This window comes from Microvirga sp. 2MCAF35 (genome assembly GCF_052115545.1).
In the GTDB taxonomy this organism is placed as follows: Bacteria; Pseudomonadota; Alphaproteobacteria; order Rhizobiales; family Beijerinckiaceae; genus Microvirga.
On record NZ_JBFRGW010000029.1, the window covers coordinates 1 to 24,052 of the forward strand.

Annotated in this window: 28 protein-coding genes; 11 read left to right on the forward strand and 17 right to left on the reverse strand. The window is 64.2% G+C overall.

Annotated elements, in window-relative coordinates; genetic code table 11:
• Positions 1-351 (forward strand): aldehyde dehydrogenase family protein (locus tag AB4097_RS14935; RefSeq protein ID WP_442040876.1); only part of this gene is annotated, 351 nt, incomplete at its 5' end.
• Between the two features lie 70 nt (positions 352-421).
• Here AB4097_RS14935 and AB4097_RS14940 read toward each other — a convergent pair.
• Both AB4097_RS14940 and AB4097_RS14945 read right to left on the reverse strand, forming a co-directional pair.
• Entirely contained in the window at positions 422-1,264 is an 843-nt protein-coding gene (locus tag AB4097_RS14940; RefSeq protein WP_442040878.1) for an endonuclease/exonuclease/phosphatase family protein, read from the reverse strand.
• Between the two features lie 11 nt (positions 1,265-1,275).
• Complete coding sequence (locus AB4097_RS14945) at positions 1,276-2,076, reverse strand: HAD-IIB family hydrolase (RefSeq protein WP_442040880.1); 801 nt, start codon at positions 2,074-2,076, stop codon at positions 1,276-1,278.
• 161 nt (positions 2,077-2,237) lie between these two features.
• Between AB4097_RS14945 and AB4097_RS14950 the strand changes: the two genes are divergently transcribed.
• A complete protein-coding gene (locus AB4097_RS14950; protein WP_442040882.1) occupies positions 2,238-3,491 on the forward strand; it encodes a glycerate kinase type-2 family protein in 1,254 nt (417 codons plus the stop codon).
• A gap of 18 nt (positions 3,492-3,509) precedes the next feature.
• Here the strand turns inward: AB4097_RS14950 and AB4097_RS14955 are convergent, their stop codons facing one another.
• Positions 3,510-4,292 (reverse strand): sensor histidine kinase, encoded by a 783-nt coding sequence (locus AB4097_RS14955; RefSeq protein WP_442040884.1) that lies wholly within the window; start codon positions 4,290-4,292, stop codon positions 3,510-3,512.
• A 348-nt stretch (positions 4,293-4,640) separates the two neighbouring features.
• Here AB4097_RS14955 and AB4097_RS14960 point away from each other — a divergent pair, with 348 nt between their 5' ends.
• Complete coding sequence (locus AB4097_RS14960) at positions 4,641-4,817, forward strand: CsbD family protein (protein WP_442040886.1); 177 nt, start codon at positions 4,641-4,643, stop codon at positions 4,815-4,817.
• 40 nt (positions 4,818-4,857) lie between these two features.
• Here AB4097_RS14960 and AB4097_RS14965 read toward each other — a convergent pair whose 3' ends face one another.
• From AB4097_RS14965 to AB4097_RS14975, 3 genes are read right to left on the reverse strand one after another with little or no spacing between them, the layout of a single operon-like run.
• Entirely contained in the window at positions 4,858-5,088 is a 231-nt protein-coding gene (locus AB4097_RS14965) for a sulfurtransferase TusA family protein (RefSeq protein ID WP_442040888.1), read from the reverse strand.
• Positions 5,085-5,711 carry a molybdenum cofactor guanylyltransferase MobA gene (gene mobA / locus AB4097_RS14970; protein ID WP_442040890.1) on the reverse strand — a complete coding sequence of 209 codons (627 nt, stop codon included), beginning with the start codon at positions 5,709-5,711 and terminating at the stop codon, positions 5,085-5,087. Before mobA ends, AB4097_RS14965 begins: the two co-directional genes overlap by 4 nt.
• A gap of 11 nt (positions 5,712-5,722) precedes the next feature.
• Positions 5,723-6,850, reverse strand: a complete 1,128-nt coding sequence (locus AB4097_RS14975) for a P-loop NTPase (RefSeq protein WP_442040892.1) — start codon at positions 6,848-6,850, stop codon at positions 5,723-5,725.
• 219 nt (positions 6,851-7,069) lie between these two features.
• On the opposite strand from AB4097_RS14975, the gene AB4097_RS14980 reads away from it, so the two are divergent.
• From AB4097_RS14980 to AB4097_RS15000, 5 genes are all read left to right on the forward strand, one after another.
• Entirely contained in the window at positions 7,070-7,573 is a 504-nt protein-coding gene (locus tag AB4097_RS14980; protein WP_442040894.1) for a pyridoxamine 5'-phosphate oxidase family protein, read from the forward strand.
• A gap of 178 nt (positions 7,574-7,751) precedes the next feature.
• On the forward strand, positions 7,752-9,053 hold the full coding sequence (locus tag AB4097_RS14985; RefSeq protein WP_442040896.1) for a PQQ-dependent sugar dehydrogenase: 1,302 nt from the start codon (positions 7,752-7,754) through the stop codon (positions 9,051-9,053).
• 56 nt (positions 9,054-9,109) lie between these two features.
• Positions 9,110-9,439 (forward strand): c-type cytochrome, encoded by a 330-nt coding sequence (locus AB4097_RS14990; RefSeq protein WP_442040898.1) that lies wholly within the window; start codon positions 9,110-9,112, stop codon positions 9,437-9,439.
• A gap of 93 nt (positions 9,440-9,532) precedes the next feature.
• Positions 9,533-10,825, forward strand: a complete 1,293-nt coding sequence (gene pncB / locus AB4097_RS14995; protein ID WP_442040900.1) for a nicotinate phosphoribosyltransferase — start codon at positions 9,533-9,535, stop codon at positions 10,823-10,825.
• A 5-nt stretch (positions 10,826-10,830) separates the two neighbouring features.
• On the forward strand, positions 10,831-11,601 hold the full coding sequence (locus AB4097_RS15000) for a LamB/YcsF family protein (RefSeq protein WP_442040902.1): 771 nt from the start codon (positions 10,831-10,833) through the stop codon (positions 11,599-11,601).
• 205 nt (positions 11,602-11,806) lie between these two features.
• Here the strand turns inward: AB4097_RS15000 and AB4097_RS15005 are convergent, their stop codons facing one another.
• Positions 11,807-12,679: an alpha/beta fold hydrolase gene (locus AB4097_RS15005; RefSeq protein WP_442040904.1), complete on the reverse strand. Its 873-nt coding sequence runs from the start codon at positions 12,677-12,679 to the stop codon at positions 11,807-11,809.
• A 31-nt stretch (positions 12,680-12,710) separates the two neighbouring features.
• On the reverse strand, positions 12,711-13,253 hold the full coding sequence (locus AB4097_RS15010; RefSeq protein ID WP_442040906.1) for a D-Ala-D-Ala carboxypeptidase family metallohydrolase: 543 nt from the start codon (positions 13,251-13,253) through the stop codon (positions 12,711-12,713).
• A 335-nt stretch (positions 13,254-13,588) separates the two neighbouring features.
• Here AB4097_RS15010 and AB4097_RS15015 point away from each other — a divergent pair, with 335 nt between their 5' ends.
• Positions 13,589-14,026 (forward strand): DUF4112 domain-containing protein, encoded by a 438-nt coding sequence (locus AB4097_RS15015; protein ID WP_442040908.1) that lies wholly within the window; start codon positions 13,589-13,591, stop codon positions 14,024-14,026.
• A gap of 149 nt (positions 14,027-14,175) precedes the next feature.
• Here the strand turns inward: AB4097_RS15015 and AB4097_RS15020 are convergent, their stop codons facing one another.
• The 9 genes from AB4097_RS15020 to mbfA form a co-directional block, all read right to left on the reverse strand.
• Entirely contained in the window at positions 14,176-14,985 is an 810-nt protein-coding gene (locus tag AB4097_RS15020) for an ABC transporter ATP-binding protein (RefSeq protein ID WP_442040910.1), read from the reverse strand.
• On the reverse strand, positions 14,978-15,703 hold the full coding sequence (locus tag AB4097_RS15025) for an ABC transporter permease (RefSeq protein WP_442040912.1): 726 nt from the start codon (positions 15,701-15,703) through the stop codon (positions 14,978-14,980). Before AB4097_RS15025 ends, AB4097_RS15020 begins: the two co-directional genes overlap by 8 nt.
• Entirely contained in the window at positions 15,703-16,425 is a 723-nt protein-coding gene (locus AB4097_RS15030) for an ABC transporter permease (RefSeq protein ID WP_442040914.1), read from the reverse strand. The genes AB4097_RS15025 and AB4097_RS15030 overlap by 1 nt, the downstream gene beginning before the upstream one ends.
• Before the next feature lie 143 nt (positions 16,426-16,568).
• Positions 16,569-17,414 carry a lysine/arginine/ornithine ABC transporter substrate-binding protein gene (locus tag AB4097_RS15035; RefSeq protein ID WP_442040916.1) on the reverse strand — a complete coding sequence of 282 codons (846 nt, stop codon included), beginning with the start codon at positions 17,412-17,414 and terminating at the stop codon, positions 16,569-16,571.
• A gap of 216 nt (positions 17,415-17,630) precedes the next feature.
• Positions 17,631-18,476: a lysine/arginine/ornithine ABC transporter substrate-binding protein gene (locus AB4097_RS15040; RefSeq protein ID WP_442040918.1), complete on the reverse strand. Its 846-nt coding sequence runs from the start codon at positions 18,474-18,476 to the stop codon at positions 17,631-17,633.
• 130 nt (positions 18,477-18,606) lie between these two features.
• Complete coding sequence (locus tag AB4097_RS15045) at positions 18,607-19,305, reverse strand: fumarylacetoacetate hydrolase family protein (RefSeq protein WP_442040920.1); 699 nt, start codon at positions 19,303-19,305, stop codon at positions 18,607-18,609.
• Between the two features lie 184 nt (positions 19,306-19,489).
• The gene (locus AB4097_RS15050; RefSeq protein WP_442040922.1) at positions 19,490-20,311 is read right to left on the reverse strand and encodes a DUF4142 domain-containing protein; all 822 of its coding nucleotides are present in this window, start codon (positions 20,309-20,311) and stop codon (positions 19,490-19,492) included.
• A 274-nt stretch (positions 20,312-20,585) separates the two neighbouring features.
• Positions 20,586-21,500 (reverse strand): metallophosphoesterase family protein, encoded by a 915-nt coding sequence (locus AB4097_RS15055; RefSeq protein WP_442040924.1) that lies wholly within the window; start codon positions 21,498-21,500, stop codon positions 20,586-20,588.
• Positions 21,501-21,554: 54 nt separating this feature from the next.
• Complete coding sequence (gene mbfA / locus AB4097_RS15060; RefSeq protein WP_442040926.1) at positions 21,555-22,526, reverse strand: iron exporter MbfA; 972 nt, start codon at positions 22,524-22,526, stop codon at positions 21,555-21,557.
• A gap of 338 nt (positions 22,527-22,864) precedes the next feature.
• Between mbfA and AB4097_RS15065 the strand changes: the two genes are divergently transcribed.
• Both AB4097_RS15065 and AB4097_RS15070 read left to right on the forward strand, forming a co-directional pair.
• Positions 22,865-23,347: an NUDIX domain-containing protein gene (locus AB4097_RS15065; protein ID WP_442040928.1), complete on the forward strand. Its 483-nt coding sequence runs from the start codon at positions 22,865-22,867 to the stop codon at positions 23,345-23,347.
• Between the two features lie 147 nt (positions 23,348-23,494).
• Positions 23,495-24,007 carry a GNAT family N-acetyltransferase gene (locus tag AB4097_RS15070; RefSeq protein ID WP_442040930.1) on the forward strand — a complete coding sequence of 171 codons (513 nt, stop codon included), beginning with the start codon at positions 23,495-23,497 and terminating at the stop codon, positions 24,005-24,007.
• Positions 24,008-24,052 lie beyond the last annotated feature (45 nt).

Sequence of the window (24,052 nt, forward strand, 5' to 3'; positions counted from 1 at the left end):
TTCGAGCCGACGGTGATGACCGGGGTGACGCAAGCCATGAAGGTGACGAAGGAGGAGACGTTTGCGCCGCTGGCGCCGATCATCAGCTTTGCCGACGAGGCGGAGGTGATCGCGATGGCGAACGACTCGGAGTTCGGGCTGGCGTCGTATTTCTACGCGAAGGACATGGCCCGGGTGTGGCGGGTGGCGGAGGCGCTGGAGAGCGGGATGGTCGGGGTGAACACGCCGGCGCTCGCCAACGAGATGGCGCCGTTCGGGGGGGTGAAGCAGTCGGGTCTCGGCCGCGAGGGCTCGAAATACGGCATCGAGGGCTTCCTCGAAATCAAGTACATCAACCTCGCTGGATTGTGAGACATCAAAAAAGGCCCGGTCGCATGCAGCGCCGGGCCTTTTTTATTTCGCGTTACAACGCCGGCCGCTTCTATCTTCTTAGCGTCATCGCCACCGGCTGGTGATCGGACGCGGTGGTTTCCACGTCGACCGTGACATCATCGATCCCACTGGCGAGATCGCCGGAGATAAAGATGTAGTCGCGGCAATGCGGCCCCTGGGGCCATTGCCGGCGATCCGCGACACCGGTGGTCGGCGAGTGCAGGATCGTCCCGTGCCGCGCGGTCCAGGCATCCACGAATGCCGGAACATCCGATGAGAAGGGTTGCTGCATGTCCGCATGAAGCGGATCGTGCGGCTCGAAATTGAAATCGCCGCAGACGATGGAGCCGATGGGCGCCGGAAGCGTACGGTAAGGTCCGTCCGAGGGATCACGGAACGCGAGCCGTGCGCGCTTCGCAGCATCCTCGTACAAATCCCGCAGTCGTTTGACCTGAGCCTGCCGGTGCTCGTGCGAGTGATATTCGAGATGGCAGGTGGTAACGCGGATCGGTCCCGCGTCCGTCGCGACGGTCACTTCCAGCGCCTGACGCTGCATGCTCCGCGCCTCGGTGGCGGGCCAGGGCAGCATGTGGCTCGTGACCTGCAGCACGGGCAGGCGCGACAGGATGATGTTGCCGAAGACCTGCGGCCTGCCATCGCCGCTCCTCATCTCGACGGCCGGGCGGAAGACCGCCGCATGGCCGGGCAGGAGCGACGCCAGCCGCGCCGGCTGATCCTCATGGCCGTCATGCGCGGCAAAGCCGTGGGAGATCTCCTGGAAGCAGAACACGTCCGCGTCGCAGAACGAACGCGCCACGTCGACGATGCGCGCGAGATCGACCCTTCCGTCGCAGCCGAGGCCCCACTGAATGTTCCAGGTGACGAGTTTCATCGCGACTGGCCTTATCCGCGTCGTGCGTCCAGCAGAAGGCGGGCGAGTTCGGCGAAGCCGTCGCCCGAATGGCCCCTCGTGATATAGGCGGGCTTGCTGGTCAGGCGATGCGCGAAGGCCTCGATATTGGCGACGCCGACGCTCAAGGGAAAGGCCGCGAACATCGGCTCGTCGTTGGGCGAGTCGCCCGCATAGACCACGGCCTTCTTCGTCTCGTCCCAATCCATGCCGAACACGTCTGCCAAAAGGGTCTTGGCCATGCTCAGCTTGTTGTAGTCGCCGAACCAGCCGTTCACATGAATGGAGCTGACCTTGGCCTGCGCGCCCGCGCGCTCGAAAATGGACACGATCCTGTCCACCTCCGATTCCGGCAGAGCGGGAACATCCTCGCAGAAGTCGATCGCGAGATCCGCCACGCGATAGGCCTGGTCGCTGGCGAGCGCCGAACCGGGAACGCTTGCGAGCACTTCCACCTCAATGGCATCGAGCTTTGCGCGATTGCGCTTCAGCTCCTCCGGGCTCGCCCAGAACCGCTGCTGCATCGTCTTGCGCTCGCGGTCGTAGCGGAAAAAGAAGGCGCCGTTTTCTCCCACCACCGCATCTACCGGCCACATGCGCGCGATGTGATCGCACCATCCAGCCGGCCGGCCCGTCACCGGGATGACGAGGAAGCCTGCGCGATGCAGTTCTTCCAGCGCGCCATAGGCCGAGGCCGTCAGCATGCCTTCCGACGTGATGGTGTCGTCGATATCGGTCAGCACCACACGAACGGAGCGGGCTGTTTCCAGCGGCATCTGTGAGAGGGGCGTCATGGTCATCCTTGAAGTCTTGGAAATCGTGAGGCGGCTAATGGCTGGTCTTTAAGCATGATCCCATGGCGAGGTCCAAGGGGTTTGATCAAGGTCAGAGGCCGCCTGTGCGCAATCTGCCGCTTCAGGCTTCACGCGCGGGATTTCCGGCGTAAAGTGGCGCCATGCCAAACGATGCCGAAATTCTCAAAGCTCTGTTCGATGCCGCCCTGAAGGCTGCGCTCCCGGACGGCCAGTTCGACGGCTGCCTGCCGCCCAGGCCGAGAGGGCGAACGATCGTGCTCGGAGCCGGAAAGGCCTCGGCCCGCATGGCGGCCGCCTTCGAGGAGGCCTGGACCCGCGCGGGAGGAACCTGCGAGGGGCTCGTGGTCACGCGGTACGGGCATGCGGTGCCGACGCGAAGCATCGAGATCGTCGAGGCTGCGCATCCCGTCCCTGACGAGGCCGGACTGAAGGCCGCAGGACGCATCCTGGCCCTGGCTCGGGAGGCCGGTCCCGACGATCTCGTCGTGTGCCTCATGTCCGGCGGAGCCTCGGCGCTCCTGTCGCTTCCGGCCGACGGGGTGGCGCTCGCCGACAAGCAGGATCTGAACCGGGCGCTGCTGAAATCGGGCGCTCCCATTGGGGAGATGAACCTGGTGCGCAAGTCGCTTTCGGCCATCAAGGGCGGCAGGCTTGCGGCGGCCGTCGGCAAGGCGCAGCTCGTCACCTATCTGATCTCGGACGTTCCCGGTGACGATCCCGGCAGCATCGGCTCGGGCCCGACGATCCCGGAGCGCGTCGATCCGGATGTGGCTCTCGGGATCCTGCGCAAATACGGCATCGACGTGCCTGACCATGTCCTCCAGACCATTCGCTCCAATGCCGTCACCGACCCGGTGGCCGGCGGCGCGGTGCATATGTTGGCGACGCCCAAGATGGCGCTCGATGCGGCTGCGGCCAAAGCCCGTGAACTGGGGCTGACGCCGCTCATCCTGGGCGATGCGCTCGAAGGCGAGGCGCGGGAGGTCGGGCGCGTCATGGCCGGCATCGCACGTTCCGCCCTGCTGCACGGGGAGCCGGTGAAAGCGCCGTGCGTCCTGCTCTCCGGCGGTGAGACGACGGTGACGGTGCGCGGGCAGGGGCGGGGCGGACGCAACGCCGAGTTCCTGTTGTCCCTGGCCCTGTCCTTGAAGGATGAAGACAGGATCTCGGCCATCGCCTGCGATACGGACGGCATCGACGGCTCCGAGGACAATGCGGGCGCCTGGTTCGATGGGAGCCTGTTCGAGAGCGCCCGCGCGAAAGGCATCGACCTGGCAGCGCATCTGGACGGGAACGATGCCTATACGGCCTTCGCGCAGCTCGACAGGCTTGTCGTGACCGGCCCGACCCGGACGAACGTGAACGACTTCCGGTGCATCCTCATCCGCCCGTGAGCACAGTGGAGTAGCGGCTCATATGGAATAGCTGAGGCCGGTCGTATTCGTTTCCGGCACGATCATCGTGATCTTGGTCCCATGCCCTTCATGGCTCTCGATTTCCAAATCTCCGCCATGAAGCTTGAGGATGTACCAGGCGAGGCTCAGGCCAAGGCCCGTTCCGGGGAGTTTCCTCACGTTTTGAGCCCGGAAGAAGGGTTGCGTAATGAAAGGCAGATCCCGCTCTGGGATGCCGATCCCGTGGTCCTTGACGACGACGCGGATCAGGCTGCCTCTCTTGCGGGCCGAAACCTCGATCGGCTGATCGGGCCGGGAATACTTCATGGCATTTGAAATGACGATGACGAGGCCCTGTTCCAGCAGGATCGGGTCGCCGATCATGATCTCCGGCAATCCACGAATTCGAAGCTGGAACTGCCGGCTCGGCTCTAGTCCGCCCTGCTCGCGGCACACCCGGCGGATGAGTTCCTCCAGGTTGAATTCCCTGGGGTTAAGCACAATCCCACCGGCGGTCGCCCGGGTATAGGATAGAATCGTGTCGATCAGCTCGTCGAGGCGCAGGCTCGCGCGCCAGATCCTCTCGGCTTTCGCCCGGATGTCATTGGTGCTCAGCCGGTCGGCCCGCCGGATCAAGCCTTGCGCCAAGGCATTGATGGCAGAAAGCGGCGTTCTCAGTTGGTGGGCCAGCAGAGCGACCCGATCAATGGAATGAGCCGAGTGTCTCGATGCAGTGCGGTTATGCCCGTTTCGGGACACCTTGGGCGTCGGCCGCTGAGAACGTCGTTGGGCTGCGGACACGGACAGTTCCTAAACTTTATAACGTTTTGATCCGGATCCGAATTAGTGCTCGCGATTCGATTGTCCAGCCCATGAACGGCGAGAAGAAACGGTGCGTACGATCATGTGAGCGAGGATATGATCTTATAGGTCTGACTATTAATGATAGTATCTTGAATAAGTCCTATTATATTGACTTCGAGATATGAAATTGACGGCAGGTATAGGGCTAAAGAAGGCGCAATATTTCGATTGTGTGAGAGCTATTTGAACCATTCGAGATCGGCATTGTCGCAGGCCGCCTTTCATTGAAACCAACCGTACGAACCGGCGTTGCCTCAACTGAAGTCCAGTTTCAGGAGAAGCATCATGGATAACGATCGCGCTGAAGGCAGCATGAAGAACGTGAAGGGTCGCATCAAGGAAGGTCTGGGCAAGGCCCTGGGCGACACGAAGATGGAAGCCGAAGGCAAGATGGATAAGGCCGAAGGCAAGATCCAGAACACCGTCGGCGGCATCAAGGATTCGCTGCGCAAGGATCGGTGATTGGAGACGATCGAATGGGCCCGGCACATGCCGGGCCTTTTCATTTGGATTGATCGCCCTTGCGGATCAGGAAGCTGATCCGGGAGGCTTCCTGCTTTTGCTCTTCCAGAACATCGCCGGTTTCCCGGATCAGGTTGGGCACGTCGATCCCCGCGAGCGGATCGGTGCAGACGACGTGCAATCTCTCGCCGGGCGCCATGGAGAGAAGGGCCTTTCGTGTGCGCAGGACGGGTAGCGGGCACTTCAGGCCGGATAGATCGAGCTCGGTCATCTTGTGCCGCCTTGATGTGCCAACAATCCTGCCTCGGCCAGATCATCCGGCGTGTTGATGTTGAAGAATGGGTCGGTCGGCTCGATGGGCCATGCGGCTTGCGCATATCCATGGAGCTCCACCCAGGCTCTGATGCTGCGGATGCCCTTTTCCAGAAACGTCCGACGCAGATCATGCCGAAGGGAAATGGGCCATAGGCCGACGGCGAAATGAATCTGAGCGCCTGAGGAGGCGCAGGCGAGGGGCTGTCCTGCGTGAAGCCGCGCGTCATGCAGGCGCCGCACTAGGTCCGTCGGGATGAAAGGCGTATCGCCCGGAACGCTCACAACCCACTTGATATCAGGACGATGGGCGGCGCTCCATTCGAGGGCCGTCAGGATGCCGACGAGCGGCCCCAGATGACCCTCGATCGAATCCGGCACGACCGGATGGGGCAGAGCCCCGAAGCGGGAGATGTCGCCGTTCGCGTTGACGATCATGCCGTCGCATTGCGGCGCGAGGCGCTGCGCCACATGGTCGAAAAGCGTGCGCCCGGCGAGCGTGAGAAGGACCTTGTCGCCGCCGCCCATGCGTCGCGAAAGGCCTCCCGCCAGCACGACCCCGAGGGTGGGAGGCGCAATCATGCCGGAGCCGGTCACTCGATCACGATGCGCGGTGCGGGCCGCGCGGCTGCGCCGCCCGTAAGCGACGTCCAGACCTTCTGCGCCATGTCCTTGTAGATCTTCGCATGCGGCCCATCGGGATCGGCGACGACGACCGGTCGGCCCGCATCGGACAGCTCGCGAATCGTCATGTTGAGCGGAACCTCGCCCAGGAAGGGAACGCTCAGGCGCTGGGCCTCGTCACGTGCGCCGCCATGCCCGAAGATGTGGGACGTCTGGCCGCAATGGGGGCACACGAAGGTCGCCATGTTCTCGACGATGCCGAGGATCGGGATCTCGACGCGCTTGAACATGGAGACGCCGCGCCGCGCATCGATCAGCGCGAGGTCCTGCGGCGTGGAGACGATCACCGCGCCTGCCAGGGGTGTCGCCTGCGCCATGGTGAGCTGCGCATCGCCCGTGCCGGGCGGCATGTCGACGACGAGCACATCGAGATCGCCCCAGGCCACTTCCCGCAGCATCTGGGTGATGGCCGACATCACCATGGGCCCGCGCCAGATCATGGCGGCCTCTTCCTCGACGAGGAAGCCGATGGACATGACCTTGAGGCCGTAAGCCTCCATAGGCTCGAGAACGCGGTTCTCGAGCAGGCGCGGCTTGCCGTGAATGCCGAGGAGCTTCGGCATGGAGGGGCCGTAGATGTCCGCGTCGAGCAGGCCCACCCTCAATCCGAGAGCCTTCAGCCCGAGCGCCAAGTTGGCGGCAGTGGTCGACTTGCCGACGCCGCCCTTGCCGGATGCGACGGCGATCACATGCTGCACGCCGGGAATACGCTGGTTCCTGGGCTGAGCCGCCGCCCTTGCGTGCTGTGGCGCGGCCGGGGAGGAGGCGGCTGCGCCGGAGCCGGCCGGCCGGTCGGCGGTGAGGCTGGCGAAGACGCCTTTGACCGCCGGCAGGCCCTGCACGGCCGTGACGGCGGCCTGACGTACCTGCTCCATGGCGGCCGCCTCGGACGGCTCGATGGTGATCGAGAACATGACCCGGCCCGCATCGTCCACTACCACGTCGGACAGGCGGCCCGACGCGACGAGGTTGGTTCCACCTGCATCGACCGGAACGGTCGACAGAGCCTGCAGCACATGCTCACGGGTAATTGCCACGATGATGTCTCCTGAATGGCTCCGAGGTTCCAAGACCCTCATGTATAGACCAAGAGCGCATACGTTAAGACGCTCCCGGCCGCCCGAGTGCAATATCCCGAACCAAACTGCACCCTGTCCGTTGTTCACCGGACCCCTCGGGAGCCGGTTCGACCGGCCGCGACGCTGCTCTTGCTGATCGTTCCCGAGAACCTGTCATACACAATCGAGGAGACGAGGATGCACCAGCACGGCCATAACGATCCGAATGCCGGAAAGCTCTATGAGCTGATCAAGGACGTGAAGATCGCCATGATGACCACCGTCGATACGGACGGGACGCTTCACAGCCGGCCCATGCACAATCAGGACGCGGACGAGCACGGCGACCTCTGGTTCTTCACCCAGATCCAGTCGCCCAAGACGACGGAGCTCTCCCGCGACAACGAGGTCAACCTCGCCTATTCTGATCCGAGCAGCCAGACCTACGTGTCGGTGACCGGCAAGGCCGAGATCGTGCGCGACAAGGCGACGATCGAGAAGAAATGGTCGGAACCCCTGCGCGCCTGGTTCCCAAAGGGCGTGGACGATCCGCAGATCGCCCTGATCCGCGTTCATCCGGCGAAGGGCGAATACTGGGACAGCCCGTCCTCGACCCTGGTGCATCTCTACGGCTATGCGAAGGCCGCCATCACCGGCGAACAGCCCAAGCCCGGCGATCAGGCCAAGGTCAACCTGAGCTGATTTTTGCCGCGATGCGAAATATTCGGGGCCGCATGCGGCCCCTTTTCTTTGCTCTTATTCGCTCCTTCCGCTGTGGAAGTGGCTTGAATATGATCTATGTTAAGAATTGGCTGGGGAGCGCATTCGAAAACGGAACGACAACGACAAAATCATAAGGGGCAGTCCCTCGGAGGAATCGATGAAGTTCATCTGGCTTGCTGCTGTCTCAACAGTTGTTCTTGCGTCCTCGGCTTTTGCGCAGCCTGCTGTCCAGGGAGGCGGCGCGAATACACCATCGGCGACGCAATCGCCGACCGGCAACCTGGAGCGCCTGGGCGGCTTCCGCGCCACCGATACGCCGCCGCCCAAACCAGTTCCGCAGGAGGGCCGCAGGGCCGATGCCCTCAGGCGCAATCTCGAGAAGATCAAACTGCCGGACGGCTTCAAGATCGACCTATACGCCGTCGTTCCCGATGCCCGCCATATGGCCGTTGGCCCCAATGCCGGCGTCGTTTTCGTCGGAACCCGCAAGAACAACGTCTACACGGTGACGGATCGCGACAAGGATCGCGTGGCCGACGAGGTCGTCCCGTTCGGGACGGCCGTCACCTTCAAGATCCCCAACGGCGTTTGCTTCTCGCCGGATGGAATCCTCTACATCGTCGAGCAGAACCGGGTGATCCAGTTCCCGGCCGCCGAGTTCTTCTACGAGGGCGGCGCCGACGTTGCCATCTTCCAGGTCGTGAAGCAGGGCGATCTCATTCCGCCCGCCGAGGAAAGCTTCAACCATACCGCCCGCGTCTGCCGGATCGGACCGGACAACAAGCTCTACATCGCCCTCGGCCAGCCCTTCAACGTGCCGCCGAAAGACAAGCTCGATCTCTACAAGAAGTTCGGCATCGGCGGCATCATCCGCATGGACCAGGACGGCAAGAACCGCGAGGTCTATGCGACCGGCATCCGCAACTCGGTCGGCATGGACTTCAATCCGGCCGACAAGTCTCTCTGGTTCACCGACAACCAGGTCGACGGCATGGGCGACGACCAGCCTCCCGGAGAACTAAACCGCATCGCCAGCATGGGACAGAACTTCGGCTTCCCCTATTACGGCGGCGGCACCGTCCGCACGGTCGAGTACAAGGACGATCCGGTTCCGGCCGGCGTGATCGGCCCGCAGGCCTTGATGGATCCGCACGCGGCCGATCTCGGCATGATGTTCTACACGGGCAAGATGTTCCCGCAGACCTACCAGGGCGGCATCTTCTCGGCCCAGCACGGCTCCTGGAACCGCACCAAGCCGATCGGCGCGCGGATCATGTTCACGCCGATCAAGCCGGACGGCACGGCGGACAAGCCGCAGGTCTTCGCGGAAGGATGGCTGACGGAGAACGGCGAATATCTCGGGCGGCCGGTCGACGTCGCCATGCTGCCGGACGGCTCTCTCCTGGTCTCGGACGATACAGCCGGGGCCATCTATCGCATCTCCTACGAAGGACGCTGAGCAGGTCTCGACGGGCGCCTCACGCGGGGCGCCCGCTTCTTCTTGGAACATCCGTCATGAAACCGATCCATGCGCTCGCCCTGGCGGGCCTCCTCCTGGGCGGCCTTGCCGCCGGTCCAGCCTCTGCCGGAGATGCCCGGGCAGGGCGCCAGAAGCTCACCACCTGTCAGGGCTGCCACGGCCTCGACGGCCTGTCGAAAAACCCCGAAGCCCCCAATCTGGCCGGTCAGGTCGAAAGCTATCTCACCAGAAGCCTCGAGGCCTATCGGTCGGGTGATCGCAAGAACGAATCCATGAACATAGTAGCAAAGGAGCTGTCGGACCAGGACATCGCCGATGTGGCGGCCTATTACGCGTCGATCCAGGTCGATGTGCTGCCGCCCTGACAGGGCTGCATGGAAGTCTTGTAGCCGGCACCCTTTCATCCCGGACGCCCCTTCGCTATTGTCTCGCCTCCTTTGAGTGGCAAGGAGCAGGCGATGGTGGACATCGCGACCCGGGTCTACAACCATACCTGGAAGATCGACCCGATCGTCCGGTCCGTCCTGGATACGGATTTCTACAAGCTTCTGATGGCGCAGACGATCTTTCGCCGCCACCGGGATGTGCAGGTCACGTTCGGCATTCATAACCGCACCACCCGCATCCGCTTGGGCGACATCATCGACATCGGCGAGCTGCGCGAACAGCTCGACCATGTGCGCAGTCTCTCGCTGACGCGCGGCGAATCCACGTGGCTGCGCGGCAATACGTTTTATGGCAAGCGGCAGATGTTCTCGCCGGAATTCATGGATTGGCTCGAGACCTTCCGCTTTCCGGAATACCTGCTCGAAAAGGAGGACGGCCAGTACGTGCTGACCTTCCACGGCCGCTGGATCGAGACCACCATGTGGGAGATCCCGGCGCTCGCCATCCTCAACGAACTGCGCTCGCGCGGCGTTCTGAAAGGCATGGCGAAGTTCGAGCTGCAGGTGCTCTATGCCCGCGCCATGACGCGGGTCTGGGAGAAGATCCAGCGGCTCAAGCATATCTCCGACCTGTCGATTTCCGATTTTGGCACGCGCCGCCGCCACGGCTTCCTGTGGCAGGATTGGTGCGTGCAGGCGATGATCGAGGGACTTGGTTCATCCTTCCTCGGCACGTCCAACTGCCTCATCGCCATGCGCCGCGAGGTCGAGGCCGTGGGCACGAACGCCCACGAGCTGCCGATGGTCTATGCGGCCCTGACCGACAGCGACGAGGAACTCGCCGAATCTCCCTACCGGGTGCTGGCGGACTGGCAGCAGGATTACGAGGGCAATCTGCGCGTGATCCTGCCCGATACCTACGGCACCACGAACTTCCTGCAGAACGCGCCCGAATGGGTGGCGTCATGGACGGGCATCCGGGTGGATTCCAAGGACCCGATCGAGGGCGGCGAGGAGGCCATCGAATGGTGGCGCCAGCGTGGGCAGAACCCGAAGGATAAACTCGCGATCTTCTCCGACGGGCTCGATGTGGATGTGATCGAGCGGATCCACCGGCATTTCCGCGGGCGCATGCGCATGGGTTACGGCTGGGGCACGCTTCTCACCAACGATTTTCGCGGCCTTGCTCCCGACGGTGCGCTCGACCCGATCTCCATCGTCTGCAAGGTCATCTCGGCCGATGGCCGGCCGACGGTGAAACTCTCCGACAATCCGACGAAGGCCATGGGGCCGAAGGCGGAAATCGAGCGCTACAAGCGCATCTTCCATGTGGGCCAGCAGACGGCCAAACCTGTTCTGGTGTGACGGACATGATCATCGATCTCAATTGCGACATGGGTGAGGGCTTCGGCCCCTGGCCGATGGGGGACGACGCGGCGATGCTCGACATCGTCTCCTCGGCCAACATCGCCTGCGGCTATCATGCGGGCGATCCGTCGATCATGTTCCGCACGGCCGAGATGGCGAAGCAGAAGGGCGTCGCCATCGGGGCGCATCCGGGCTTCAACGATCTGCACGGCTTCGGCCGCCGCGTGATCCGCGGCGACAGCCCGGCGGAGATCGAGCGCATGGTGGCCTACCAGATCGGCGCCATGCAGGCCCTCGCGGCGCTTGCCGGGCACAGGGTCACCTATGTGAAGGCGCATGGCTCGCTCAACAACATGGCGAACGAGGACATGGATCTTGCGCTCGCCATCGCCCGCGCCGTCAAGGGCATCGATGCAAGCCTCATCAATGTGTGCATGCCCGGATTGCTGATGGAAAAGGCGTCCGAGCAGATCGGCGTGACGGTCGCGCGCGAGATCTTCGCCGACCGCACCTACGAGGACGACGGCACGCTCACCAGCCGGAAGAAGCCCGGCTCCGTGCTGCACGACGCGGAATTCGCCGCCGAGCGCATTCTCCGGGCCGTTCAGGACAGGGCGATCACGACGGTGTCCGGAAAGCGTATCCCGGTCAAAATCGACACGATCTGCGTGCACGGCGACGAGCCGAGCGCAGTCGCAATGGCGCGTACGGTTCGCGCGAAGCTGGAAGCGAACGGCATCACAATCGCGCCGTTCGCGAAGGCTGCTCTCTAGGCTCTTTCCTTCTCCCGGATGGGAGAGGGGCAGGGTGACCGAGCGAGACCTCCCACGTCATCACCGGCCTTGTGCCGGTGATCCCGATCCGAAAGACGCGGCGCTTCACATTATCGGGATGGCCGGGACAAGCCCGGCCATGACGTTGAGAGGATGGCATCCGAGTGCTCATCCCCCCTCCCACACGGGAGAGGGAGGAGTGCCGTTAGTCCCTGAAAGCTCTCGCCAGGAACGACTCCAGAGCCGCCCGCGTCTCCTCCGGTGCTTCCTCGGCGAGGTAATGGCCGCAATCGATGCCGTGGCCTTCCACGCTGTCGGCCCAGTCGCGCCACACGGCGAGGACGTCGTACCAGCGCTCCAACCCGTTCTTCAGGCCCCAGAGGGCCTGCACCGGACAGGCGATGCGGCGCCCGGCCTTCTGGTCCTCTTCGTCTAGACGCATGTCGATAGTCGCGCCGGCCCGGTAATCCTCGCACATGGCGTGGATCGTCTCAGGCATGGTGTAGCAGCGGCGGTATTCGGCCAGCGCCGCTTCATCGAAGAGCGAACGTCCCCGGCGAAGATAGAACACGTCCGGGTCCGCTGCGATCAGGCGCTCGGGGATGGGATGGGGCTGAGCGAGGAAGAACCAGTGCCAGTAACCCATGGCGAAGGCCATGTCCGTGCGCTGGAAGTGCTCCGCCGTCGGGATGATGTCGAGGACAGACAGCGCGACGATTCGGTCTGGGTGATCGAGCGCCATGCGATAGGCGCAGCGCCCGCCGCGGTCGTGGCCGACGACGGCGAAGCGTTCGAAGCCGAGAGCCTGCATCGCCTCGACCTGATCGCGCGCCATGGCGCGCTTGGAATAGGGCTCATGATCCGCCGTCGTCGCAGGCTTCCCGCTGTCGCCGTAGCCGCGCAGATCGGCGCAGACGACCGTGTATTTCTCAGCGAGCTTCGGAGCCACCTTGTGCCACATGGCATGGGTCTGCGGATGTCCGTGCAGCAGAAGGACCGGCGGCCCGCTTCCGCCATGGCGGAGATTGATGGTCGCGCCGGAGGTTTCGATTTGGCGATGCGTAAAATTCTCGAACATGCTGCTGTTGTACCGAAGACCGGATGGAGCGTCACCAGGAACGGCGCTCCCCATTGTCGATATGGATGATGCCGTTTCGATAGATCTTGAGGCCGCCGACCTGAGGGAGGCCCCGCAGATAGGCCATGACGCCCCGCGCGCGGGCATGCACGCGAAAATCCACGGCGCGGCAGGCGAGATGCAGGGAATGGCGCGCGCCGCCGGCGCGCCAGTTGCGGCCACGGCTGCGATGGGTCGACTCGACGCTGACGGGGCCGAATTTCTCGGCCACGGAGGCGACCACTTCGCGCAGGTAGCCCGGAATGCAATTGGTCGGAGCGGTGTCGCGCAAGGTGATCGTTCCATGAGCCACGAGCGAGGCGAAGCCTGAGAGCGTCTTGGCGCTCGGCAGGCTTCCTGTGGTGTCGGGATGATCGAGCCGGTCATTGGAGGGAAGGCTGGCATATTGCGCGGGCGGGATGATCCCGCCGTCTCCATCGTTGGCCTTGAGCGCAGCCGGGGAGAGCCCCAGCAGAAACGCGCCCGTCATGATGGCAGCCCTGGACACGTGACGAACGCGGGCATCGGTGCTCATCAGGTTCTCCCTTTCCGAGCCCCCACACAATTGCTGCCGCCGAAACAGTTCTTCCGACGGCATGCGCTGCTTGTTGGTCGTTGCCCGACAGATCGAGCCGCAGCGTTAGGCACGGCTACCTAAAGTGAGCTTGGCCTTAGGCAAGAACGCCTATTCGGGTTTGACTGCGCGCGGGCCGCCCATGACCGGCAAAGCTTTGCTCTGCAAGGAATCCTATGAGAGGAAATTATGGGTGAGTTATGGGATAACGGATCCTGAATCTTGCAGAAGAAGGCTGGAATGCACACATCAATGCCCGTTGTGCCGGTCACGGGACCGGCCACTCGGAGATGGGAATGACCACTGCTCGCAGCGCTGTTTTCGACGCGATCAAGACTGCCGGCCCGACGCGGGCCGATGCGATCGCGCGCGTCACGCTCGTTGCCAGACTGCTCGACGACGCCGTGCTGATCCCTGGCCTGAACCGGCGTGTCGGCTTCGATGCCCTGATCGGCCTCGTGCCGGGCATCGGCGATGCGATCTCGGCGGTGCTCGCCAGCTACATCATCTGGGAGGCCCGTCGGCTCGGGCTGCCGCGCTGGAAGATCGCGCGCATGATCGGCAACGTCGCGTTCGACACGGCCATCGGGGCGATCCCGATCGCGGGCGACATGTTCGACGTGTTCTTCAAGGCCAACCGACGCAACCTGCGGATCATCCACGAGCACCTAGGCATGCCCAAGCGCGGACCGGTCGAGATCGACGGCACGGCCGTTCGGGTGGACGAGCGGTGATGAGGCAGCTGCGATGGAGCCTCGCCTAGCACGTCATCACCGGCCTTGTGCCGGTGATCCCGATCATATGAAACGCTGAGCCTCACCGTATCGGGATGGCCGGCATAAAGCCGGCCATGACAGACGAGGGAATCATGAGCGTCGGCGCATCACCGATGGCTCGAGATGAATTGCTTGAAGCGCTCGGATTTCGGCGCTCCGAACACCTCGGTCGGCGCGCCTTCCTCCTCCACCACGCCCTTGTGCAGGAACACGACGCGGTTCGACACGTCGCGGGCGAAGCCCATCTCGTGCGTCACCACCAGCATGGTGCGGCCTTCCTCGGCGAGCGAGCGCATGACGCGCAGGACTTCGCCGACGAGTTCCGGATCGAGCGCCGAAGTCGGCTCGTCGAACAGCATCACCTTCGGGTGCATGGCGAGCGCCCGCGCGATGGCGGCGCGCTGCTGCTGGCCGCCGGAGAGGTGCGAGGGATATTGATTGCGCTTGTCGACGATGCCGACCTTCTTCAGCAGTTCCTCGGCTTCCGCGATGCACTCCGCCTTCGGACGCTTCTGCACGTGGACCGGCGCCTCGATCACGTTCTCCAGGATCGTCATGTGGGACCAGAGATTGAAGCTCTGGAACACCATGGCGACGCGCGAGCGGATGCGGTCCACCTGACGCTGGTCGGCGGGCTCCATGCCCTTGCGGCCCTTCTTGAGCCCGATGGTCTCGCCGCCGATGCGGATCTCGCCGGAATCGGGCACTTCCAGCATGTTGATGCAGCGGAGCATGGTCGATTTGCCGGAGCCCGAGGCGCCGAGGATCGAGATGACGTCGCCTTCCTTCGCGCTCAGCGACACACCCTTGAGCACTTCGAGGTTTCCGAAGCTCTTGCGGAGATTGTTGACGGAGACGGCAGAGGCGGCCTCGGAGGCCACGGGTTGGGTCGACAAGGATGCAACTCCGTTAGACATGGGCGGCCTCCAGACGCGGCTCGATGGCCGGGGGGCGGCGCAGATGCGGCGAGAGCCACCATTCGATGGCCATGATGATGCGCGTGATGATGAAGTTGAGGATGAGGTAGATCAGGCCCGCCACGATGAAGACCTCGACCGCGCGGAAGGTCTGCGAGATGAGCTTCGCGGCAAGGCCCGTCACTTCCATCATGGTGATGATGGACGCCAGCGACGTGGCCTTCACCATGAGGATGATCTCGCTGCCGTAGGCGGGAAGCGCCTGACGGACCGCGATGGGGAACACGATGCGGCGGAAGAGCAGGAAACCCGACATGCCGCAGGCCCGGGCCGCCTCGACCTGGTTGTGCGGCACTGATTGCAGGCCGCCGCGGATGATCTCGCTGGCGTAGGCGGCGGTGTTGAGGGTGAGCGCCAGCACCGCGCACCAATAGGGCTCGCGGAAGAACGTCCACAATCCCCATTCCTGCAGCGTCGGGCGGAACTGCCCGAGGCCGTAATAGATCAGGAAGATCTGCACGAGGAGCGGCGTTCCCCGGAACACGAACACATAGGCTTGAGCCGGCCAGTCGAGCACCCTGACCCGCGACATGCGCATGAGCGCGAGCAGCATCGCCACCACGGCCCCGAGGGCGACAGACATGAAGGCCAGGTTGAGCGTCAGCGGCACCCCGCCCATCAGGGTCAGGAAGGTGTCGCGCATGAAGGCGAAATCCATCAGGAAGCCCTCCGCATGCCACGCATCGAGTGAGCCTCCGCGCGCTGGAACAGGTAGGTCGAAACCCAGGTGATGAGCAGGTAGAGGATCGCCGCCGTGACGTAGAAGTCGAACGGACGGCGGGTGGATCCGGCCGCGATATGCGACTGGCGCAGCAGCTCGACGAGGCCGGTCACGGAGATCAGGGCCGATTCCTTGAGCACCAGCTGCCACGTGTTGCCGAGGCCGGGAATCGCGTAGCGCAGGACCTGCGGGGCGATGATGCGGCGGAACATCAGCCAGCGATGCATGCCCACGGAACGGGCCGCCTCGATCTCGCCGCGGCTCACCACCTGATAGGCGCCGCGGAAGACCTCCGCCTGATAGGCGCCCGACACGATGCCGATGGCGAGCGCGCCGGTGACGAAGGCCGGCACGCCGATGAAACCTTCGGCCCCGAACAGGCTGCCGATGGCACCGAGCGCCGCAGAGCCGCCGAAATAGAAGAGGTAGATCACGAGAAGATCGGGAATGCCGCGAAGGACGGTGGTGTAGCCGTCCGCCAGGCTTCGGGTCACGAGGTTGCCGCCGATCTTCCCCCAGGCCACCAGGGTTCCGACCAGGGAGCCCGCAAGGAAGCCGCATATGGCGACGGCAATGGTCATCCCCGCCGCGGTAAGAAGAGCCCATCCCCAACCGTTGGGGCCGAACCCGACGAGCTCGAAATAGCTCAGCTGCTGCACGCTTCAACTTTCCTGAATATGTCTCCCCTCACTGAGGGAGTGAGAGGAGACAGGATCCGTCAAATCCGGCCCTCTGCCGGATCATGTCCCGGGTCCGTGTAGCAGGATCCGGGGCTTTTTCGCCAGTGGGCCGATGCCTGATGTCAGGCCTGCGGGGTCGCGTCGATCTTGAACCACTTCTCGGACAGCTTCTTGATCGTGCCGTCCTTGATCGCTGCCTGGATCGCCTCGTCGAAGGACTTCTTCAGCTCCGTGTCCTCCTTGCGCATGCCGACGGCGACGCCGCGGCCCAGCACGCCGCCGCGCATGCCCGTGCCTGCAATGATCATGTCCTTGAACTCGGGCTTCTCCTGCGTGGCTTTCAGGGCTCCCTGGCCGGCGAAGATCGCGTCCAGGCGACCGGCGGACAGGTCGAGATCGTGCTGCTCCGTGGTCTTGTACTCGCGGATCGTGACCGTGTCCTTGAGGTATTGCTCCACGAACTGCGCGTTCACGGTCGAAGTCTGCACGCCGACGGTCTTGCCCTTCAGCAGCGGCTTCCAGGCCTCGATCGCCTTCTTGGCGCCTTCCGGATCCTTGTCGAGGTTCACCGTCGTGCCGGTCCCGGCCAGCTTGGCGAGGGGAGAATCCTTCATCACGCCGAATCCGTGCGGAGTGGCCGCATAGGCAATCGAGAAGTTGATCGTCTCGAGGCGCTTATCGGTGATGTTCATGCCGGCCATGATGGCATCGTACTTCTTGGCCTGGAGAGCCGGGATGATGCCGTCCCAATCCTGGGCCACGATCTCGCACTTCACCTTAATGCGGGCGCACAGGTCGTTGGCGAGGTCGATCTCGAAGCCTTCGAGCTTGCCGCCGGGTCCTGTGAAGTTCCACGGCGCGTAGGCGCCTTCCGTGGCGATCTTCACGGTCTTTTCCTGGGCAGCGACCCCGCCGACGGCGAGGGCGGAGGCCAGCAGGCCGAGACCCAATGTCTTGAAGAATGTCATCGTCTTCCCTCTGGTCAGCTTCGACTGATCCTATTGTCGGATGAAGGTCGTAGCCCTCATCGCGCGTCCAAAAGCTAACATTCAAAAGCCAAGCCGGCGCAAGTGCTAAAGATGCTGAATAATGCGCCCAAGCTGGCGAATTCGGTCGCAGTCGAGGCATCTCGATACAAAAAAGGCGCGGCTCATGCCGCGCCCTCTCATGAATCGAAGCGAAGATCAGCCCTTGGGTGAAATGTCCACCTTGAACCACTTCATGGACAGGGTCTTAACCGTGCCGTCCTGGATCGCCGCCTTGATCGCCTCGTTGAAGTTCTTCTTCAACTCGTCGTCGCCTTTGCGCAGGCCAACGCCGACGCCCGCGCCGAGCAGGCCGCCGGTGATCGACGGACCGACCATCACGTAATCCTTGAATTCCGGCTTGTCGAGCGTACCCATAATGGCCGTGGAATCCGCCAGGACGGCGTCAATGCGGCCGGCCGCGAGGTCGAGGTCGTGCTGTTCCGTGGTCTTGTACTCGCGAATTTCAGCCGTGCCCTTCAGGTACTTGTCCGCGAAGTTCGCGTGGATCGTCGAGCCCTGAACGCCAACAGTCTTGCCTTTAAGGACCTCCTTCGAGGCTTCGATGGCCTTCTCGGCGGCAGCCTGCTGGCTGCCGAGGTTATAGGCTTGGCCCGTGCCTGCCATCTTGGCGAGGGGCGACGACTTGGCGACCATGTAGCCGTTGGGGCCGTTCACGTAAGGACCTGCGAAGTCGATGGTCTTCTTGCGCTCGTCGGTGATGCTCATGCCGGCCATGATGGCGTCGTACTTCTTGGCGGTGAGAGCCGGGATGATGCCGTCCCAATCCTGAGCGACGATCTCGCACTTCACCTTCATGCGGGCGCAGAGGTCGTTGGCGAGGTCGATCTCGAAGCCCTCGAGCTTGCCGCCCGCGCCGGTGAAGTTCCATGGCGCGTACGCGCCTTCCGTGGCGATCTTGACGGTCTTTTCCTGAGCGGAGGCGGCGCCGATCGCAAGAGCGGAACCGAGAAGAGCCAAGCCGACGGTCTTAACGAATTTCATAGTCGTTCCCTTGTTCGTGGGCCCCGGTGCGAACCGGGGCCTGATGCAACGGCGGCCGTTTTTTCCCGGCCGCGCCGTGACGCAGTAACAGCCAAACTTGCCAAAAAGGCAAGGGGTGGCCGGGCGGACCTCACACGACCCGCAGCTTGATCTCGCCGAGGCCCTCGACGGCACCCACCATGGTCTGTCCCTTCGTCACCGCACCGACGCCGTCGGGCGTTCCGGAGAAGATCACGTCGCCGGGCGCGAGTTCGAAATAGGAGGAGAGATAGGCGATCTGTTCGGCGACGGACCAGATCATGTCGGACAGGTCCGCCTTCTGCTTCGTCGTTCCGTCCACGGACAGGGAGATGGTCCCGCCGGCCGGGTGTCCAACCTGCGAGACCGGGTGGATCGGCCCAACCGGGCCAGAATGATCGGCCGCCTTGCCGAGCTCCCAGGGACGGCGAAGCTGCTTGGCCTCGTCCTGGAGGTCGCGGCGGGTCATGTCGAGGCCGATTGCATAGCCGAAGACATGGTCGAGGGCTTGCTCGACGGGGATGTCGCGCCCGCCCTTGGCCAGGGCCACCACCATCTCGATTTCGAAATGATAATTCCCGGTCTTCGGCGGATAGGCATGGTCCGTCGTTTCGCCGTCCTTGAGGGGCTGGAGCGCATCGGCCGGTTTCATGAAGAAGAACGGCGGCTCGCGGGTCGGGTCGCCGCCCATCTCGCGCGCGTGTGCCGCATAGTTTCTGCCGACGCAGTAGACGCGGCGGACCGGGAACAGGTCGCCGCTGCCGGCAACGGGAAGGGCGGGTGTCGAAGGCGCGGGAATGACGTAGGCCATGGAAGCTCGCGATAGGTCGGAGGGAGATCGGACAAGGCCCGCAGATTGCGGCCTGCTGCTCTCTTCCTACACCTTCGAAGGGGTACCGCAACCCATCGCGGACAGGTTGCGGATAGCGCTTTCGGCGAACATGGAAACGGCGGGTCTGTTGGACCCGCCGCGAAGGTAATGAAGCTGGAGGCGTTTAACGGCGACGGGCCGTGCCGCCCGGGAGACGCTGAGCGTCGGCCGCGTGGTGCTCGAGATGCGGAACCACCGAGGCGGCGAACTGGCGCAGCGCCGGATCGTTGCCGGCCTGGGCGTAGCCCGTATGGAGAGCCAGGGCTTCCTGGTGAGCCATGCGTTGGGCCTGGCCGTAGAGGCGGTCGAACTGCGGGCCCGAGGTCGAGGCGAGCTGGTTCAGCATGGCCATCTTGTCCGGCGGAAGCGGAACGCCGAGGCGCACGGGGCTCACGGAGCCGGTCGCCTGCACGTCGGCCGCTGTTCCGGCCGCGGCACCCGTGGTCGCTCCGACACCGGCCCCGACGGCCGCGCCGACCGGGCCTCCCACCAGGGCTCCGACGCCCGCACCGGCCAGAGCGCCGGTCGCCGTGCCGCCGGCCGTCCCGGGAGCGCCGCTCGAGGCCGCGCCGGCCGTGGCGCCCGCCGTCGCGCCGACGCCGGCCCCGACAGCAGCGCCGACCGGGCCGCCGACGAGGGCTCCGATGCCCGCGCCTGCGAGCGTGCCGCCCACGGTCCCGCCGAGGAACTCACCGGACGCGGAATAGACCGGACGACCGCCGTTCAGGGCCTGGCTGGTCATGCCGTGATCCCTGATCATGGTCTCGGCATAGCGACGCACGACGGGGTTGCGCGAGCGCTCGAGGGCGAGCTGGCTCGAGGCGATCTCGAAGGCATCCGCCTGGGCCGCCATCGTGCGGTAGGTCTGGCTGTCCATGATCTGGGCGGAGGCCGGAACGGCCGAGACGGATGCAAGCAAGGCTGCGAGAGGAAGATACTTCTTCATCGGGTGAACTCCTGTTTCCGGGATTGCAGAACACCGTGCGAAGCCGGGCAGGCTTGCAAAGCTCATGGGTGGCTGCTGCAATCCGTTCAACGGAATGCGATCGGAGCGGTTCCAGAAGAGCTAAGGATATATTGCCAGTTGACGCAATAATGCGCGCGACATCCGGAATGAAAGCCAGGAAGAAAGCAGTACAGTCCAGGTTTGCCCTGGCCAGCACTCTTCAACGGCTGCGTGATAAGCTAGGAATTTGCCTAAGCTTGGCGGAAGCTGCGGATCAAAGCTTGTCCGGCGGCTGGCCAATGCGTGCGAGCGAGAGCATGCCCATGCCGCCGACGGATCCGTCGGGCCTCAACCCCCGAAGCTCGGCCGTGAGGAGAAAGCCCGTCTCGTCCTGCCCGATGGTGAAGAGATGGTAGCCGGCCTTGTGGGTCAGGGTCCCGCCACGGGCTGACGCCGAGGGGGCGCCGATCACCGGGATCGGGCCGCGTGGGCCGTCGAGATGGGCAAGCGAGCCCACGTGATTGTGCCCGTGCAGCACGAGTTCCGCGCCGACCCGGCACAGCATCTTCTCGAAGCGTCGCGCATCGGTGAGGTTCCGCCCTGCTTCCGCGCCGCCCACATGGGGCGGGTGGTGGATGAGCACGATCCGGAAGCAGCCCGGATCTCGGCCCAGCTCTCCGAGAATGCCCTCGACGGCCTTCATCTGCCTCGACCCGACCCGGCCGCTCGCCACGAAGGGCAAGGTGGGAATAGCCGAGGACAGGCCGATGATGGCGATAGGCCCATAGCGGCGCAGGTAGGGGAACGTCCCTTCGCGGCCGTCGTCGCCCCGGGTCCAGGGTGCGATCTCCCGCATCAGGCCTTCGAGCGAGCCACGGACATAGGCGTCGTGATTGCCCGGCACGAAGGTGACGCGGGACGGATCGCCCAGGCCTTCGAGGAAGACGCGGGAGGTCTTCCACTCGTCGGGCAGCCCGATATTGCAGGTATCGCCCGTGCAGGTGATGTGGTCGGGCTTTTGGGCATGGATGTCGGCGACGAGCTCCGCCAGGAGTTCCATGTCGTGCAGGTCGTGCCGGCTGCGATGCCAGTTGTACCAGCCGGTCAGGCGCTTGCTGAGGAGCTGCTTGAGGCGCGGCCGGGGCAGCGGTCCCACATGGGGGTCGGTCAGGTGAGCGATGCGGAACATGGCGGCCGGGTTGCTGCGAACGGAAGCGAGAGTTCGCGCGCCCAGCCCCATGCGTCAAGCGCTGCCGATGAAGATACCGGCGAGAAGCACCAGAACGCCGCCGAAAACGACCTGCATGGTGGCGCTCCAGAACGGCGTCTCCATGTAGCGCGTCCTGATCCACGAGATCGCCACGAGCTCGATCGCCACGACCAACGCCGCGATGCTGGTGGCGAGCAGGAAGGCGTTCGGCCAGGAATCCGGCACGAGATAGGGCAGGGTGTGGCCGAGACCGCCGGCCGCCGTCATGACGCCGCAGACCAGACCGCGCAGCCAGGGCGAGCCGCGGCCCGTGATCTCGCCGTCGTCGGAGAGCGCTTCCGTCAACCCCATGCTGATGCCCGCGCCGACCGAGGCTGCAAGTCCGACGAGGAAGGTCTCCCAGTTGTTCTGGGTGGCGAAGGCGGCGGCGAACAGGGGGGCTAGCGTCGAGACCGAGCCGTCGATGAGACCAGCCAGTCCCGGCTGCACATATTGCAGCACGAAGAGCCTGCGGCGGGCATGTTCCTCGGCGGCTTCCGCATTCTCGGTCAGGTGGGCGGCGTGCAGCTCGCTGGCCTTGCGCTCGTGACCGCGCTCGACCTCGGCGAGCTTGGTGAACAATTCGCGCACGGAGACGTCGAGGGTCTGCTGCGCGGCCTTTTCATAGAAGGCCGCTGCCTGCAGCTCCATGACCTCCGCCTCGCGGCGCATGCGGTCGAGGTCGAGATGGGCGCTCCACCAGACGGCGCGGCGCTTCAGGAAGCCGCGCACGTCCTCCCGGCGGATGGGCGGGAGGTGCTCGCCGAAGCGGGCGCGATAGAAATCGTACAGGGAATTGCGATGGGCCCGCTCTTCCTCGGCCATGTCGTTGAAGATGTCGGACGAGGCGGGGAAATCGCCGCGAAGGCGGTCCGCGAAATCCTGATAGATCCGCGAATCTTCCTCTTCGTTGGCGATGGCAAGCGCGATAACCTCGCGCTCGGAGAGTTCGGACAGAGACTTCATACCCACTCCTGTTTAGAAATATTCTAAACAGGAGTTCGGGCTTTCGCCAAGCCCTTCTGCAGAGGCAGGAGGGCGGACTTCACTCTCAGTACTGGGCGCCCGGGATCAGGGTCGAGTAGATCGAGCGGTCCTCGAGGTTGAGGGCCGGGGACCAGGAGAAGCGGGCGGAACGGTTGAGACGGGACAGGATCAGCGCGAGAAACATTGGAACACCTTTGGTTGGCGTTGTCTTAGACCTTCGTATAATGCGGGTCACGTGCCGATTTGCGGGAACAGCTATGCAATTGAGGAATGAGTACATTCATCCTTCCGTAATCTTGTTATGATGGCTTGGTTCGATGTCTGACTCTCATCCGCCCCGCAGGGGCGCGCGCTTCGTCTCCTGGGGCCTTCATACCTACTGGCGCTTTTCCCGCGGCTTGACGCTGGGGGTGCGCGGCGTGGTTCTCGACGACCGGAACCGGGTCTTCCTCATTCGGCACACCTATGTGCCCGGCTGGCACCTGCCGGGAGGAGGGGTCGAGACCGGGGAGACGGCCCTCAATGCGCTCGACCGTGAGCTTCGCGAGGAGGCCTGCATCACGATCGACGGAACGCCCGACCTGTTCGGCGTCTTCTTCAACCGCAGGATTTCCCGGCGCGACCACGTGCTGGTCTATGTGATCCGGCGTTTCACGGTCGTGGAGGTCAAGCAGCCGGACCGGGAGATCGCCGAGGCGGGCTTCTTCCCCCTCGATCGGCTGCCCGAAGGAACGACCGTCGCCACGCGCAACCGCCTGGCCGAGATCCTCAACGGCCAGCCCGCTTCCGCCACTTGGTGAGAGAGGGTTTGCGCCGCGTTCCCGACGCTGCTATGGCCTGACGGCCTGAGGAAACGCCGAGCTCATGACCATCACCCGGATTCTGCGACGACGACACGGCTGACATTCATTCAGTCGCCATTCCCGTTTTCTCGTCCCGAGTCCGTCATGACCGAGCTCTCGCTCCTTATCCGTACCGAACAACCCATCGATTCCGAAGCCATCGAGCGCCTGCACGAGCGCGCCTTCGGCCCAGGGCGCTTCGCCCGCACCGCCTCGCGCCTGAGGGAAGGGGCGTCCCACCGCCTCGATCTGTCCTTCACCGCCATGGTCGGCACCCTGCTCGTCGGCTCCGTGCGCATGACGCCGGTGAGGGCCGGCGAGGTCCCGGCCCTGATGCTCGGGCCGCTCACGGTCGAACCGGCCTTCGAGAGTCGCGGCATCGGCGCGGCCCTGATGCGCCGCTCCCTCGATGCCGCCAAGGCCAAGGGCCATACCTTGGTGCTGCTCGTGGGCGACGAGCCCTATTACAGCCGCTTCGGCTTCAAGCGCATCCCGCCCCAGCAATTGCAGCTTCCCGGCCCGGTCAATCCGGCGCGCTTCCTGGCGCTGGAGCTGGTCGAAGGGGCGATGGCAGGCGCGAAGGGGCTGGTGAGCCCGCTGTCTGATTCAAACGAATAGCCCGAGGGCTCCCGTTATCCTCCACGTTATGGCCGGCCTTGTGCC

Coding starts and splice junctions, on each gene's coding strand:
- AB4097_RS14945 (WP_442040880.1), bottom strand. CDS start 2,076: ATGACGCCCCTCTCACAGATGCCGCTGGAAACAGCCCGCTCCGTTCGT.
- AB4097_RS14985 (WP_442040896.1), top strand. CDS start 7,752: ATGAAGTTCATCTGGCTTGCTGCTGTCTCAACAGTTGTTCTTGCGTCC.
- AB4097_RS15065 (WP_442040928.1), top strand. CDS start 22,865: ATGTCTGACTCTCATCCGCCCCGCAGGGGCGCGCGCTTCGTCTCCTGG.
- AB4097_RS15035 (WP_442040916.1), bottom strand. CDS start 17,414: ATGACATTCTTCAAGACATTGGGTCTCGGCCTGCTGGCCTCCGCCCTC.
- AB4097_RS14960 (WP_442040886.1), top strand. CDS start 4,641: ATGGATAACGATCGCGCTGAAGGCAGCATGAAGAACGTGAAGGGTCGC.
- mbfA (WP_442040926.1), bottom strand. CDS start 22,526: ATGAAGTCTCTGTCCGAACTCTCCGAGCGCGAGGTTATCGCGCTTGCC.
- AB4097_RS15050 (WP_442040922.1), bottom strand. CDS start 20,311: ATGAAGAAGTATCTTCCTCTCGCAGCCTTGCTTGCATCCGTCTCGGCC.
- AB4097_RS15055 (WP_442040924.1), bottom strand. CDS start 21,500: ATGTTCCGCATCGCTCACCTGACCGACCCCCATGTGGGACCGCTGCCC.
- AB4097_RS15010 (WP_442040906.1), bottom strand. CDS start 13,253: ATGAGCACCGATGCCCGCGTTCGTCACGTGTCCAGGGCTGCCATCATG.
- AB4097_RS14990 (WP_442040898.1), top strand. CDS start 9,110: ATGAAACCGATCCATGCGCTCGCCCTGGCGGGCCTCCTCCTGGGCGGC.
- AB4097_RS14965 (WP_442040888.1), bottom strand. CDS start 5,088: ATGACCGAGCTCGATCTATCCGGCCTGAAGTGCCCGCTACCCGTCCTG.
- AB4097_RS15045 (WP_442040920.1), bottom strand. CDS start 19,305: ATGGCCTACGTCATTCCCGCGCCTTCGACACCCGCCCTTCCCGTTGCC.
- AB4097_RS14940 (WP_442040878.1), bottom strand. CDS start 1,264: ATGAAACTCGTCACCTGGAACATTCAGTGGGGCCTCGGCTGCGACGGA.
- AB4097_RS15000 (WP_442040902.1), top strand. CDS start 10,831: ATGATCATCGATCTCAATTGCGACATGGGTGAGGGCTTCGGCCCCTGG.
- mobA (WP_442040890.1), bottom strand. CDS start 5,711: ATGATTGCGCCTCCCACCCTCGGGGTCGTGCTGGCGGGAGGCCTTTCG.
- AB4097_RS15020 (WP_442040910.1), bottom strand. CDS start 14,985: ATGTCTAACGGAGTTGCATCCTTGTCGACCCAACCCGTGGCCTCCGAG.
- AB4097_RS15040 (WP_442040918.1), bottom strand. CDS start 18,476: ATGAAATTCGTTAAGACCGTCGGCTTGGCTCTTCTCGGTTCCGCTCTT.
- AB4097_RS15005 (WP_442040904.1), bottom strand. CDS start 12,679: ATGTTCGAGAATTTTACGCATCGCCAAATCGAAACCTCCGGCGCGACC.
- pncB (WP_442040900.1), top strand. CDS start 9,533: ATGGTGGACATCGCGACCCGGGTCTACAACCATACCTGGAAGATCGAC.
- AB4097_RS15070 (WP_442040930.1), top strand. CDS start 23,495: ATGACCGAGCTCTCGCTCCTTATCCGTACCGAACAACCCATCGATTCC.
- AB4097_RS15015 (WP_442040908.1), top strand. CDS start 13,589: ATGACCACTGCTCGCAGCGCTGTTTTCGACGCGATCAAGACTGCCGGC.
- AB4097_RS14980 (WP_442040894.1), top strand. CDS start 7,070: ATGCACCAGCACGGCCATAACGATCCGAATGCCGGAAAGCTCTATGAG.
- AB4097_RS15025 (WP_442040912.1), bottom strand. CDS start 15,703: ATGGATTTCGCCTTCATGCGCGACACCTTCCTGACCCTGATGGGCGGG.
- AB4097_RS14950 (WP_442040882.1), top strand. CDS start 2,238: ATGCCAAACGATGCCGAAATTCTCAAAGCTCTGTTCGATGCCGCCCTG.